Annotated in this window: 12 protein-coding genes; 3 read left to right on the forward strand and 9 right to left on the reverse strand. The window is 48.2% G+C overall.

Annotation, left to right across the window (positions count from 1 at the left end; all coding sequences use genetic code 11):
• Positions 1–105: 105 nt before the first annotated feature.
• Entirely contained in the window at positions 106–948 is an 843-nt protein-coding gene (locus tag GGR22_RS04320; protein ID WP_182492698.1) for an FRG domain-containing protein, read from the reverse strand.
• A gap of 177 nt (positions 949–1,125) precedes the next feature.
• Entirely contained in the window at positions 1,126–1,767 is a 642-nt protein-coding gene (locus GGR22_RS04325; RefSeq protein ID WP_182492699.1) for a DUF6266 family protein, read from the reverse strand.
• 137 nt (positions 1,768–1,904) lie between these two features.
• Between GGR22_RS04325 and GGR22_RS04330 the strand changes: the two genes are divergently transcribed.
• Positions 1,905–2,306, forward strand: coding sequence for a hypothetical protein (locus GGR22_RS04330; protein ID WP_182492700.1), 402 nt, complete (start codon positions 1,905–1,907; stop codon positions 2,304–2,306).
• Here the strand turns inward: GGR22_RS04330 and GGR22_RS04335 are convergent.
• Together GGR22_RS04335 and GGR22_RS04340 are read right to left on the reverse strand one after the other, a co-directional pair.
• Positions 2,270–2,470: a hypothetical protein gene (locus GGR22_RS04335; RefSeq protein WP_182492701.1), complete on the reverse strand. Its 201-nt coding sequence runs from the start codon at positions 2,468–2,470 to the stop codon at positions 2,270–2,272. The two genes, GGR22_RS04330 and GGR22_RS04335, sit on opposite strands and share 37 nt — an antisense overlap.
• Positions 2,471–2,747: 277 nt before the next feature.
• Complete coding sequence (locus GGR22_RS04340) at positions 2,748–3,278, reverse strand: HD domain-containing protein (protein WP_182492702.1); 531 nt, start codon at positions 3,276–3,278, stop codon at positions 2,748–2,750.
• A gap of 203 nt (positions 3,279–3,481) precedes the next feature.
• On the opposite strand from GGR22_RS04340, the gene GGR22_RS04345 reads away from it, so the two are divergent.
• Positions 3,482–3,928 carry a KTSC domain-containing protein gene (locus GGR22_RS04345; protein ID WP_121375132.1) on the forward strand — a complete coding sequence of 149 codons (447 nt, stop codon included), beginning with the start codon at positions 3,482–3,484 and terminating at the stop codon, positions 3,926–3,928.
• A gap of 121 nt (positions 3,929–4,049) precedes the next feature.
• Here GGR22_RS04345 and GGR22_RS04350 read toward each other — a convergent pair whose 3' ends face one another.
• The 4 genes from GGR22_RS04350 to GGR22_RS04365 are packed head-to-tail and all read right to left on the reverse strand — an operon-like array spanning position 4,050 to position 9,028.
• Positions 4,050–5,462 carry a sensor histidine kinase gene (locus tag GGR22_RS04350; RefSeq protein WP_182492703.1) on the reverse strand — a complete coding sequence of 471 codons (1,413 nt, stop codon included), beginning with the start codon at positions 5,460–5,462 and terminating at the stop codon, positions 4,050–4,052.
• A 6-nt stretch (positions 5,463–5,468) separates the two neighbouring features.
• On the reverse strand, positions 5,469–6,137 hold the full coding sequence (locus tag GGR22_RS04355) for a response regulator transcription factor (RefSeq protein ID WP_182492704.1): 669 nt from the start codon (positions 6,135–6,137) through the stop codon (positions 5,469–5,471).
• A gap of 33 nt (positions 6,138–6,170) precedes the next feature.
• Complete coding sequence (locus GGR22_RS04360; RefSeq protein WP_121375135.1) at positions 6,171–7,052, reverse strand: diacylglycerol/lipid kinase family protein; 882 nt, start codon at positions 7,050–7,052, stop codon at positions 6,171–6,173.
• On the reverse strand, positions 7,049–9,028 hold the full coding sequence (locus GGR22_RS04365; RefSeq protein WP_182492705.1) for an LTA synthase family protein: 1,980 nt from the start codon (positions 9,026–9,028) through the stop codon (positions 7,049–7,051). The genes GGR22_RS04360 and GGR22_RS04365 overlap by 4 nt, the downstream gene beginning before the upstream one ends.
• A 140-nt stretch (positions 9,029–9,168) precedes the next feature.
• On the opposite strand from GGR22_RS04365, the gene GGR22_RS04370 reads away from it, so the two are divergent.
• Positions 9,169–10,044 (forward strand): NHL repeat-containing protein, encoded by an 876-nt coding sequence (locus GGR22_RS04370; protein ID WP_121375137.1) that lies wholly within the window; start codon positions 9,169–9,171, stop codon positions 10,042–10,044.
• Here GGR22_RS04370 and GGR22_RS04375 read toward each other — a convergent pair.
• The gene (locus tag GGR22_RS04375; protein ID WP_182492706.1) at positions 10,027–13,755 is read right to left on the reverse strand and encodes a metallophosphoesterase; all 3,729 of its coding nucleotides are present in this window, start codon (positions 13,753–13,755) and stop codon (positions 10,027–10,029) included. The two genes, GGR22_RS04370 and GGR22_RS04375, sit on opposite strands and share 18 nt — an antisense overlap.
• Between the last annotated feature and the right edge of the window lie 33 nt (positions 13,756–13,788).

Here is a 13,788-nt window from a genome sequence, read left to right on the forward strand (position 1 = left end):
AATAAAAAAGCCTCAGTGAAAAATTCACCAAGGCTTATTCTTTATTTTATTCTTATCTTAAAATTGTATCTACATAAAATAATTATTATTCCCTATCCAATTCGTCTACCCCTTCCCGCTCAACAACTCAAATATCTTATCCTTTGGCTGGTATAATTTCTTAGAAGGAATGCGCCCAAAACCGTCGCCCCAAAAGCTCGGGTCTATCGGAATCTCAAACTTGGCAATCAGCCTGCGCGCAAAATCAAACTGAGGCACGCGCCTCGGGTTGTCTAGCTGGTAGTTTGGGAAAGGGCCCGCAAGGTAGCCTTCTTGAAAAAACGGACGCTGTGCCTGCGGCGGACATACGCCCAGCAGCTTCACATTCAGCAGTTCCTCATACGTATTGTATCCTATGCCGTCGGTCTGCCAAGGCATGCCGAGTACATAAACAATGCCCGTCTCTCCTTTGTTCCGGTCAAAAGCAAACGAACAGGCCACGTGCAGGGAATGGGTGATGTCTAACAGCGGCGTCTCGCAGATCTCATAATGTTGCAACAGCGACCAGGCAATCTCGGGATATTTTTTCAGCATCGATATGCCTTCATACCGTACCTCGCTTTCAGAAAACAGCCGTTTGATATCGCCAACCTTCTCCTCCAGCAAGGCAAACTTTTCCTTGAGCATCAGCCTTTCGCCTTCCTTTTTCCTGTAGATGGTAGGCAGCAGCGTTGTCATGCCGTTCTTTTTATAATCCTTCGACTGCCCCCTGTAATACAAGGCAAGGTTCCGATTGTAGAACATGATCTGGGCAACATCGGTCACCAAGTCGTCATACGTCTGTACCTTTCGGGCCTCAGACCTGGCTATGGCATCCCAAGGCGTGGCAGCCGCCCACCTCCTGTCGTCAGGATGGCTACTTTTTTCGTCAAGATTGGTATGGGAAAAAGAAGAGGAAATTAGTTTCATACAAAAGAAATGATTGTGCCGTATAAAGATATAAAAACTATGATACCTGCCTCCTACTAAATGCATCCGCACCTAAAAATAATGCTCCCCGCTCCGTACAGAACCCGTTGCGCGCGCCTATAAAAAAAGCCTCGGAGAAAAATCCTCCAAGGCCCCTTTCCTGCACTGCTGCCAGCGCTACACCACCTCGACCATGCCCAAATAGACGCTGGTCGAATTCAGCTTGCCATTTTCAGAAGCAAAAGCCATCCAGCAGTGCACCTGCGCTCCCGCATAATAGTCCGGAAGCGTGATTTCGGCGGCCGCTTGGTCGCGTGTTCCCACGGCCAGAAAAAAATCCGAGAAGCCGCTTTCGGCATCGTGCACGCCTATCATTAAGCGGTCGGTCGACTTGGCCGTTGCCTGTCCCGAATTGTCTGCCCACGAAAAGCGCAGCAGGTTGCCAGCACTGGCAGTAACAACGGTCTGCGTCGTGCCCTGCAGATCGCCGCGGCTCAGCAGTACTTTGGCATAATTCATAGACAGCACGCTGCCGTTTAGCACCACCGCTTCCCTAAGGTGGTAGCTCGTAGCCTGATTGGTTCGCGAACGGCCGCCGCTCGGCTGGCCAAAATAGCTCGCCAGCATCGGCTTGAACGGCAGCAGGAAGCGCGCGACCAGCGCAAACTTTTCGCGCTGCTGCAGCTGGTTTTCTGTCGGCGCACTAGTGCCCGCTCTCGGAAGGCTGCGCAGCACATCCATGCCGCGCCAGCTGGCACCTACCACGTTTCCGACCTTGCCGGAAAAAGCGCCCAGGATGCCTTTGTTGTACTTGCCCATAATCTTAAAAAATTAATGGTTAATAAATCGACTTGCAGGCCCTAGTATCGCCTGCGGTGACACTAAGGTAAGTCGCTTTGTGTCAGACTGTAACGGCACGAAAGAAGACAATAGGAAAAGGCCGTATTAAGTACCTCTTGAAGCTCTTTTTCGCCTTTTGGGCAGATTATGCATCCCGATTCGGGTTTTTGATGCTTTTAGAGCCTTTCAAAAACAGGTACCGAAAGGCTAATTTTTGGCCTGTTTTTGGCACCGAATCGGTAGGGGTTTTGTTCGGGTTTCGTTCGGGTCTCGTTCGAGAAAATGACCCAAAAAAAGTTTCCTGCCGAACAAGTCCCGAACCACTCCCGAAGGAAGCCCGAACAGAGGGCTGCAGAACGGCTTTGCCGATTGCCCAAAATAAGGCATCGGAACATAACGACAGGACAAGAAATAGCCTGCCAGAGCAGCCGCTATGGCATAAAAAAGAGGGTGATTTTCAGACTCCAGAAAGCAGGAACGCCTATAAGCCCAGGTCTTTTAGCAAAGACGGCGGGTAATGGCTGAGGTCTGAGGTCTTGAAGTTTTTGTAGCTCTTGAGCACCAGCATGTGCGTAAAATGGATCTTGGGATAGATAAAGGTTCCGCCAAAATGCTCGTAAGGAATCTGCTGCTGCTTCCGCATCTTGGCAATCTTGGTGTCGCTGCATTTGAATATCCTCATCAGGTCTGAGGTGTCAAACCCAGCATTCGTTTTCGAGACGCTGTATCTTGGCCTTGAGTTCTTCGTTTTCTTTGCGCAGTCGGTCGAGTTCTTCTTTCATTTGGCGTATAGTTTAACAAGTTTGTATCGGTTCGTATGTTTCTCCCATAACGGCAAAAACTTCGGAAAAGTATGCCTAAAATGTATTTTTTTTGGCGGGTGCAGGAGCCCTGAAGCGGGCCGCCGCCGTGATAAACAAAACAGTTTACCGGCCTAGCCGTGACGTTGCTTTTTGGAGTTATTTCTTGAACATGGGCAGCGGATTAAGCGGATGGCGCAGCAGGTTCTTGAACGTGCCTTTGGCCAAAAAAAGATGAAAGCCTAAGTTGGGCCATCTTTTGCGGTTATCGCGGAGGCGCCTGCCGTCGGTCCCGAACCGCATCAGTCCCAATGACACGTCGATCCAGTCGGCCTTGCGGAACGTTTCTACCGTGTGCTGATTTTCTCCCTTATAGGGCGTCATCTTGTGGTGCCAGTGGATCATCAGCGCAATCTCGGCTGCCCAGTCTGCCTTTCCGGCTTTGCTGAGGTAGGCAGCCGCCTGCTCGGCAGAAGGGCCGAGGTAGTCGAGCGTATGGTGCGTCCAGATGCCGATATCGTGAAAAGCGGCGGCTATGGCATACTTCTCGCTATTCTCCGCGGCACTGTCGAGCAGCATAGAGGCGGCCAGTACGCGGCACGTGTGGTTCTTGTATTTTTCGTAGTCGCCGCCAAGCTGCTGCCGGAAGGGCTGCAGCAGTGTTTCGATGGCCTGTTCCTGATGTTCCATAAGCTGTCTGTTGGTTTGTTAAGCTCGCTGTGCGAGCTATAGTGCTCGCTGGATGCAAGATACGTATAAAAAGCGAATAGCGGCAGGTGGTTTTGCGCCGATTCGGGCCAATTTTGAAGCCAAAATAAATTAATACTGAACGGGTTAGGATTTTTTATTTTTATTTGCCTACTTTTGCGCCCGATTAAAAGAAAGTAGTATTTATGAAAAGAATTGTTGAGCACAGGAAGCTTTTGGGAGTCGACAAGACCGTTACGCTAAAAGAATTGAAAACGATCTACAGGAATGTGATGAAAGATTCGCACCCTGACAAGTTCGTAGATGATGAGGCTGGAAAGCTTGAGGCAGAAGAAAGAAGCAAGTCGGTGATCGAGGCCTACCACTTTTTGGTAAGCATCAATCCGGAAACACAAGAGCGTTTCCGAGACGAGTATACCGAGACTACGGCAAAATCGAACATCCATGATTTCTACTACGAAAAGCAGATCTTGGTCATCCAGCACCTGAACGGGAATTCGTATGAGTATATCGGGGTTCCGAGAAACACCTATATCAAGATGGTGAATGCAGAATCGCCAAGCCGTTTTGCCAGAAGACATATCTATGGCAGCTTTATCTACAGAAAATCAGGCGTTGCAGCCGAAGATTAATTGCTGCACGTTTTATAATAAGCAAGGCTCTTGGGATACCGAGGGCCTTTTTTTATGCTCGGCTATCCTGTGCCTACTCTTGGGATTCGGAAACCTATTCGCAACCTGCATGCCTTGCCGATTACGGCTGGGGCACTATTGTTTCGAGATCAGGTGCGGCGGCAAGAATGACTTCGGCCCTTGTGCCCTTGCCTAAGTCGCTATGTATTTTTAGCTCGGCATGCAGCAGCGTACACAGCCTCTTTGCAATAGATAGCCCAAGACCTGTTCCTTTTACGGCTCGTCTCTGGCTTTCGGCCCTAAAAAATTCGTTATAGATTTTCTGAAGGTCGTCTGGCGCAATGCCTACACCATTGTCGGCAATCGAGCAGACAATCCTGTCTTCCTGCCTTGCAAGGGCGATATCGATCCTGCCATTTTCTCCTGTATATTTCACGGCATTAGAAATCAGGTTATCGAGAATGACCGAGAAGAGATAGGCGTCTGAGCGGATCCAGAAGTGCTGGCCTGATTCAAAGCCCAGCGCGATGTTCTTGGCCGCAATTTTAGAGGAGTAGCGTTCCAGTACCTGCAGGATGACCTCATCGACTGCCACGTCTTCAATATGCACGGCGGCCTTCTGGTTTTCGAACCGGGCAAGCAGCAGCAGCTGGTCTGCCAGGTCGTTGAGGCGGTTGACTTCGCTGATGCAGTAGCGTATCTTTTCTTCATATTCGGCGCTTTCGCGGGGCTTGCGGATCAGCACCTCAAGCGTTCCTTGAATGACGGCCAGCGGTGTCCGCAGCTCATGTGAGGCGTCTGACGTAAACTGGCGTTCCCTGACAACCGCATCTTCGATACGGTCCAGCAGCTGATTTATGGAAGCAGAGAGCTCAAATAGCTCGTCTTTGTTTTTTGGCAGTTCGATACGTTCGCTCAGGTTGCTGTTGGTGATCTTGCTCGCTGTATTGATAATGTCTACGGCGGGCCTTATGCTTCTTCCGGCAATAAAGCGCGTGACAAAGAACAGCGCTAGCAGCACAATAGGAAAGGCAATAAACAGCACGCGGCTCAGGTTGCCCAAGACCCGCACTTCTTCTTCTACCGACATGGCTATGATGACATAGCCTACCTTTTTGCCGTGGTTGAGGAGCGGCGCCTGTACCTGCCTGACAGGGATATCGACGAGATAGGTATCTTGGGAATGGATGTTTGTTTCCTCGTAGCGAAGCTTAAGGTTTTCACCCTTGAGGTTGTTGGATTTTTCGTAAAAATGCCCCGTGCTGTCAAAAATCTGGACAAATATGGGATTGACATCAATCTCGTTGTGCTCGGTCTCATCCCATTCGCCGGGCTCGACCAGCATGGGGTGGCTCGGCGGCTGGTTTGCCACATAGTCTTGATGGTAGCGGACCTCGGTACCGAGGTTCTGGTTGATATCGTAATTGACAGAAAGAGAGACTATGACATATACGACCGCAAATACTATTGCGATGAGCGTGGCCGCACTGATGAGGTTGTAGACGGCAATCCTGTTTTTAAACGACAGTGGCATGGGCTGCTAGATTTCATTTGCAATGTAGCCAATTCCGCGGATAGTCTTGATGTAGTCTTCTTCTTTTTTCAGCCCCAGCTTTTTGCGTATCGAATTGATAAACACATCAATTACTCCAGACTCGTAATCAAAATGGATGTTCCAGACTTCCTTGATGATCTGGTTGCGTGTACAGACCGCGCCCTTGTTTTTGATAAGGTATTCGAGCAGGGAAAATTCTTTATGGGTAAGGTAGACTTCCTTGTCATGCGTAAAGACTTGGTGCTTTTCGATGTCTAATCGGATAGGCCCGAGCGTATAGGTCTTATTTTCTGAGGCAGCCGAGCGGAACTGTACTTTGATGCGTTCCAGCAGTTCTTCAAAGCTGAAAGGCTTCTTGATATAGTCGTTGGCACCTGCCTTGAGGCCTTCGATGGTTTCCTGCACGGTATCTCTGGCCGTAAGGAATACGATAGGCGTTGACTGGTTGGCCTTGCGAAAGGACCTGCAGACTTCAATGCCTGACAATTTGGGCAGCATCCAGTCAAGCAGCAGCAGGTCAAAATGCTGTGCCAGAGCCAGCCGAAGCGCTTGTTCTCCGTCGGAAGCCAGGGTCACTGTATAATGTTCTTCTTCGAGTCCTTGTTTCAGGAAGTTTGAAATTCCGATCTCGTCTTCGGCTACCAGTATGTTCATAGGCGGCAATTTTAGATAAATAGGGTCAAAATATCAGGACACGAGCACGTTCAGAGACTTGGGCAAAATGTCTACCTGTACCTTGTTGGTCTCTAGCCTGTGGTATTCGCCATCGATCTGCACGTCTGTAAAAATCCTATCGGGCAGCTCGGCATTCAGGCTCTGGATCATGGCATGTTCTGCCTTTTTGAATTTTTCTGACTGTTTGGTTACTACCAGGCCTCCAAAAAGCATCTTTTGCAGGAAGCTTATCTTGGGTACATAGAGCAGGTCTAAAAAGCCGTCTGACAGGCTGGCTTTTGGGGTAAGGCTCATGTTATAGCCCATTTCGTTAGAGTTGGAGATAAACAGCAGGAACGGGTCTGCTTCTTGCTCTTTTCCGTTATAGCGCAGTATGGCCTTTTGGGGCTTGTATTGCGAGCTGGCCTTGAGCGACGCGTTCACATAGGCAGACAGCGTACGCTTGTTGGCGTTTTCATATTTCTTGATGATCATGGCATCGATACCGAGCCCCATGTTGCTGAAAAAGCAGTACTGGTTGACCTTTCCGGAATCGATGGCAACCGACTTTTGCTTTTTGATGATGGCTATGGATTTTGTGACGCACCTCGGGATATCGAGGTTAGATGCCAGGCCGTTGCCTGAACCGACCGGGATGATACCCAGCTTTATATTGGTATTGACAAGCTGCGAAGCGATCTCGCTGATAGTGCCGTCGCCCCCACAGGCTACGATGATATCGGGCTGCTGCGCTATGGCTTTTTCCGTCAGCGCTATGGCGTGTTTTTTATATCGGGAATAGTCGATCTCTATCTTGTAGGATGCGACAGGAAAATGTCCTTCCAAAAATTCTCTGGTAATCTGGTGTTTTCCTTTTCCAGAGATAGGATTGACGATAAAATGGATATAGGTCATTCTTTAAGCAATTTGTTCGTAAATAAATAATCTGCCGCCTGATAGCCGGATATGGCTTCTTCCAGGAATGCGTTGTCCATCGGGACAGGCTTGAGCTCGTTGGTTTTCTTGTTCCAGTCATAAAGGGCCTGCTGCTTCTGGTCTGACAATATCAGGGCCTTGTTCTTTTTCATATAGGCAAGCTTCCTGTAGGTGCCTACATAGGCTCTTTCTGTGTAGGTTCTTCCTAAAGCATTCTTCCCAAAGAAGTTAGAACGGTAATTCCAGCGTAACATTGCAAACAAGGTAGGAAATAGATCAATTTGCGAGCATTGCTGCAGTACCTTTTCCGGCGCTTGGGCCGGCAAATTATAAATAAATGCTGGAATATGATAATTTGCGACATCTATTTCGTCTTTTCCTGCACTGCTGGCACAGTGGTCTGCAATAATCACAAAGACCGTATTCTTAAACCAAGGCTTTGTTTTTGCTTTTTCGAGCATCTGGCCAAGCGCATAGTCGGCATATTTCACCGCTCCATCCCTGTTCTTGCCAGAAGGTATGTCGATCTTGCCCTCTGGATAGGTATAGGGCCTGTGGTTGGAAGTGGTCATCACGAAATTAAAAAAGGGCTTTTTTGAGGCGAAATGCTCGTCGGCCACTTGGAGCATCTTGTCGTAGATGTTCTCGTCGCAGATGCCCCAGGCGTTCTCGAAAGTCACTTCGCTGTCTTCTATATTGTGGCGTTCGGTCTTGATCTTATCACTCAGCACGCTTCCTCTCCCTCGGTCGTATATCGTAAAGCCGTTGCCGCCAAAATAGCAGTTCATATTATCGAAGTAGCCATCGCCTCCATAAAAGAAGCTATTCTGGTAGCCCTTCTCCTGAAAGACATTGGAAACTGTATATAGGTTCTGGTTGTCGGGACGCTTCACGATGCTCTGTCCTGGAGTGGGCAAGATGCATAGGGTAACGGCTTCCATGCCGCGCACGGTTCGGGTTCCGGTAGCGTAGAGATTGGTAAAGAAAAGGCTCTGCTGGGCCAGCTTGTCCATGTTGGGCGTGATGTCTTTTTCATTCCCGAATTCTTTCATAAAGCTGGCGCTCATGCTTTCCATCAATATGAAAACAACATTGGGTCTTGCTTCTGAAGGCAGCGAATCAGTGATTTCTCGTCGGATAGACGTTCCGCCTTTGATAAAGCGGCTGTCGGGTTCTGCTATTTCGTTTCTTACGGTCTCGAAGGCCTTTTTGGTATCGATTGCCGTATAGAACTGCGTGTATTTCATCTGGTTGTTTCGGAATTCGGCAAAAAACGAATAGATTCCGGCTTTAGAAATTTCATTATTATAGCGGTTGGAAGACCATTCTGCTTGGTTGTTTTTTATAAATACGACATAGAAAGACAATATCAGGAAGGCGGAAATAAACAGGGACAGCTTCTGCTTCAGGGAAGCTTTTCCAGCAAATGTGGCCGCAAAAATGCCTCTTTTTTTAAACAGGAACACAATCAGCAAGGTGATGGCAGCAACGCCTAGGATAAGATACGGAAGCGGATAGGATTCTTGTATGTTGCGGACTACTTCATGGGTATAGATAAGGTAGTCGACCGCGATAAAGTTAAAGCGGGTTCTAAATTCTTCCCAAAAGGTTATTTCGGCAAAAAACACAAATACTAAGACAAGTACCGTAAGCGAAAAGAAAAAATAAACAACTATCTTATCTAGCAGGGAGCCGCTGTATCGATTTGGCAACAGCAGCAGGTAGAGGATTCCTGGAAAGGCTGCAAAGCCGGCAACCGCACTGTCGAAAAAGGCTCCGGTTGCCAATGTCCTTAGCACCGTGACCAGGTTCCAAGAAACCTCATCTTTCTGCCAGAACATAAAGACGATGCGGAGCACCATTGACAGGAACAAGAATCCTTTGAAGAAATTCCATAGCAGCGAGAACCGCTGAGGCAGGGAAATTTCAAATTGAAATGATGATTTTAATTTCATGTCTGTTACTTTGTTTTGCAAATGTAACGGCACGAATTGCCTTAAATTGGATGCGCCAAGCAGTCTTAAGTGAATCTTAAGAATAGGCAGGCTATGTTTCTTGCGGGCGATTTCCTATATTTACCTATTAAAAATTGCTTATGAAACTACTTACGCTATCGCCACTATTATCGGTCCTACTCCTTTCCTGTTCTGGAAAATCGCAAGAGCTGCCGACGAATACAAAGAAACTGTCATTAAAAGAGGCTTCTGCCGTAGCGGTCTCGAAGGCTTCGCCTTATATCTGGGTGGCGGAGGACAGCGGCAATAAAAACCGAATCTATGGCCTGGATGCCGACGGAAAGATCGCGCATACGGTTACCGTAACCAATGCGGCAAACGTAGACTGGGAGGATCTTGCTACCGACGAGGAGGGCAATGTGTATGTAGGGGATTTTGGCAATAACGACAACCTGCGCAAAGACCTGTGCATCTATAAGGTGAATGCGGGCGACCTGCAGCATGAGACGGCGGTATCGCCTGCCAAAATTTCGTTCTACTATCCGGAGCAGCAGCAGTTTCCGCCGAAGAAGTCGGAGCTTTTTTATGATGCAGAATCGTTCTTTTTCTACAAGGGCAACTTTTACATCTTTACCAAAAACAGAAGCAAGGGCTTTGACGGAACCGTCATGTTATATAGGGTGCCAAACCAAAGCGGCAACCATAAGGCCCAGCTCTTGGGTACATTCAAGGCGTGCGACAGCTACCACAAATGTGCCATTACCAGCGCCGACATCAGCCCTGACGGGAAGAAGGTCGTGCTGTTGAGTGCGAGCAAGGTGTGGCTGCTTTCGGGTTTTTCGGGAACTGATTTTCTGGGCGGAACGACCGAAATGTTCGAGCTGAATGACGTGACCCAAAAAGAAGGCGTCTGTTTTAAAGACAACGAGACGCTTCTTATCGTGGATGAAAAAAGCAAAAAGACGGGCGGCAATCTTTATGAGATCAAGCTGGCCGACCTAAAATCCAAATCCTAGTCCTGCCGAAATCCTGACACCATCTGTTGAGTTGAACAGGGAGACTTTACCTGTAACCAGATTCACGCCGTTGATCCAGATACCGCCACCATAGGCTTGGTGCCATTTGTCTGACTCTTCGCCCGGAACCCAAACGCGTCCGTAGTCGAATCCTCCAAAAACACCATAGCGCAAAGGCGCAAAGCCGTTGTCTACCTTGCCGAGGTTCCAGCGCAGGTCGGTGCTTTGGTAAAAGGACTGCTTGCCGGAAAAACGCTGGTTTCTAAAACCGCGCAGGTCGAAATCGCCGCCTACGGTAGCCGCTTGGTAGAACTCGTATTCGTCGTCAAACAAGACTTTTCCTTTCAGCAGGGTAGCCAATACCCAGTTGCCGCTGGTCGAAATCTTATAGGTAAAGCCTAACGAGCTTTCCGCATACGGGAATTTCTTGCCGGTTTCATTGATATTTATGGTATAGCCGCCTAGCATTGAGAAGACCATTCCCAGCGTAGCATTCGACGGGTTGTCGTAATTTTCAAACGTATATTTGGCGCTCAGGTCTACAAAGTTCTTATAGTCGAAAACATCAGGGTTCACGACACCCGGCAGGGTAATAAAGCGTCCGGCGGTCTTGTCTACCTGTACGCGCTCAAAGCTGGCCTGCACCACGGCCGAACCGCCCATTTCTCCAGTCCACTGCAAAGAAGGAGTGGCTTTTAGCCTACGTATCTTCACGCGGTTATAATCCATGTCGATATCATCGTCTGGATTTTCGGTCTCGTTACCGAAACCAAAGTAGTTGATACTAAAATTAGGACTGGTATAGAGGGCATCGACTACAAAATTCCATTTTCCGACTTGGTGCGGAAAAATAGCTTTGTAGTACAATTCAAAGCCGCTGGTCGCAAAATAGTAATTGGCGCCTACGACGTGTCTTTGTGAATAGGGGAACCTGTTGAAGCCGTTTACGGTATAGTTGACCCTGGCTCCTACCTTGACACCGTCATCAGGGTTGAATCCTAATAAGGGATATCCTGCCAAGACATTGTATTTCGGCTTTTCGTAATCGTAGGTATTAATCTGATAGGAATCGGAAAGCATCTTTTCTCCTTTTCCGGTGCTGGTGATCGTATTGTCTTTGGTAGACGAGTCATAGATTCGCACTTTCTTGCCACTTTCTACGTCATAGGTATCGTGATTCTGTCCGCCCAGGAGACGGATCTTGAGTCTTTTTCGGCCTTCGCCTTTTACTTCAAAGATATCATCGTCGTCTAATCCGTATACCCACAGTTCTTTGGTTTCCGGACAGTGGTAGGTTCGTTCGTGGATGAGCTCTTCTTTGTCTTTTTTGATACGGTAGACTTCTACTTTGGTAGCATCGCCAGATCGGGTAATGACAAAACGGTCTTTTTTGTCGGTACCGACAACGAGCACTGTTTTCTGCAACACTTCATAGTATTCTTGTCCGTATTTTTCCAGGTATTTCTTTCTGGCTTTCAGGTCGGATTTGATCTTGTCTATCGAGGCGTCCTTTACTTCGTTCGGCAGCTTTTCGAATGCCTTGTCGATTTCGGCATTGGAAAGGTTGTCGGTAATGTATTTGGCTTCTTGCTTCCAGACGCTTCCGTCTGATTTGGTAATAAAGGCAAGGTCTAGTGCATAAGCTTCGCGGTTGAACCATTTGACGTTGTCGAGCTTGTCGTCAAAAGAGCGCATGTGGCGCAGCGCCGGAATGTTCATCAGTATCGACAGCAGCGTGCCGTCGTATCTGGAGAAGGCTTGGTCTCTGTCACGCGGAATCGGACGGTAGATTACCTTTCCGTTTTCTTTGTATTCGCCCCATCTCCATTGGTCAGAATGCCTGTCCCAGTCGCCGATAAGCATGTCGAACAGCCTTGCTCGGATATAGCTCTGCTCGTCTACTTCGTATTTTTCATCGGAGCGGACATTGGCCAGTACGTCATCTGTACTCACGATCTTGCCGGGCTTGCCGAAACTTTTCAGGTCCTTGAATTCGTCCATCGGGCGTTCTTCGATCATATAGAGCTCGTCGCCGTAGTCTTCATTGAACAGGGCCAGCCTGTTTTGTTTTGGAACATAGAACAGCTTAGGGTTGGAATGGCTTATGCCTACCCTGTCGGCCAATTCGGCCACTACAAAAGGCGTATACGGATGGGCCGTCGTGTAAAAGTCCATGATAAAGTCTTCTGCATAGGTGTCACGGAAGTCTTTTTCTACGGCTTGGTCTTTGAAAGCTACGGATTGCAGGAAGCGCGTAGCGCTTTTTCTCAGGGCCCTCATCACATATTCCTTTCCGTTTTTGTCTACCAGCCTGAGCGATTTAGACTGGTGTCCGCCGCCAGAAATGGTAGGCGTCAGTCCGCCGTATAGCGTATCGAGGCTTACGGCTCTTGCTTTTATCGGGGTACTGTAGATCTTTCGGTAGTGCTTGCCCCAAAGGAAACGGTAGGCGCCGCCTTTGGTTGTCATTTTTGAAGTATAGATGGTCGTATCCTTATGGGTAGGGAAAGTATTCGGGAATTCTCTCAGGTTCGGTTTTGGCCTCGGGAACGTAGGCTGCTGTTTGTATAGCAAGCCTTCTTTTCCTTTGGAGTCGGCACCGTAATACGATACTTTTGAAGCTCCGTTGTTGAGCACTTCGAGCACGGCATAGCCGTTGTTTCCGAAAGAGAAGTCGTTTTCATTGATCGCCCTAGCGGCCTCGTGTTTTGATCCGGCGCCGCTGATGATCTGCTTGACGTTGTCTTTGTCTATGTATTGCAGGTTGTGGTCATGCCCCGAAACTACGACCACGTTGCTACGGGTCTGTATCAGGGTCTTGATTCTTTTTACGAAGGCATTGTATTTTTTATTTTGCAAGTCTTGCGGGCTGATGCCAGAGGTCTTGCGCAGCAGGTTGACGACCGTTCCCAAGACCGGCAGCGGTATTTTTTTGCTGAACGGAAAAAGGTGCTTTTCTAGCGAAAACTCGCCGCCATGCGTGCCGTTGCTCATCAGCGGATGGTGAATGGCAATGATGGTGGTCTTTTTTTGGTAGTCGTTCAACTTGTTTTCTAATTCTTCAAAAAACTGCTCGCGTGTCTTGATGTCGCAGTCGTTGTTGATGGTAGGATGCTGGTCCCAGTCTTCCAGATACCACTGGCTGTCGATTACGATCAGTCCTAGGTTATCGTTGATATTGATATGGTCGATCCCGCAGTTCTTTCTCGGAAGGAAGGATTTTTTCTGCTTGAGGTATTCGTTGACCAGCCTTTCTTGTTCTTTTAGTCCTTCTACACCGTTATACCAGTCGTGGTTGCCGGGTATGAATATGGTCTTTCCTTTGAAACTCTTGGAGAGCGCCAGCTGTATGTCGAGCTTTTCTTCTGCCGTCTTTCTGTCGGGGCTGTCTTTTGGCGGCATGCCCAGCGGGTAGATGTTGTCGCCCAGAAAAAGCAGCGTGCTGTTGGTATCGGCTTTTTTGAGCCTTTCTTCAAACAGCTTTAATAGCTGCTGCGATCTCACCTCATCGGCATTGCCTGCATCGCCTACAAGATAAAAGGTATGTGAAATGGCTTTGGGGTTATCAAAGTTGTCTTTGATCGTAACGGGGGCCTTGCTTCCAAACTGCGAGTGGTTCGTGGCGCAGGACTGTAAAAAAATTATCAAGCAGGCATACTTGAATAGCGTTATATTTCGTTTACTAGTTACATTAAGCCAAAATAATTTCATAATTTGGTAGTGGATTTAATTCAATTGATATTT

Origin of the sequence: Flavobacterium gossypii (assembly GCF_014138495.1) — a bacterium.
Classification (GTDB): Bacteria; Bacteroidota; Bacteroidia; order Flavobacteriales; family Flavobacteriaceae; genus Flavobacterium; species Flavobacterium endophyticum.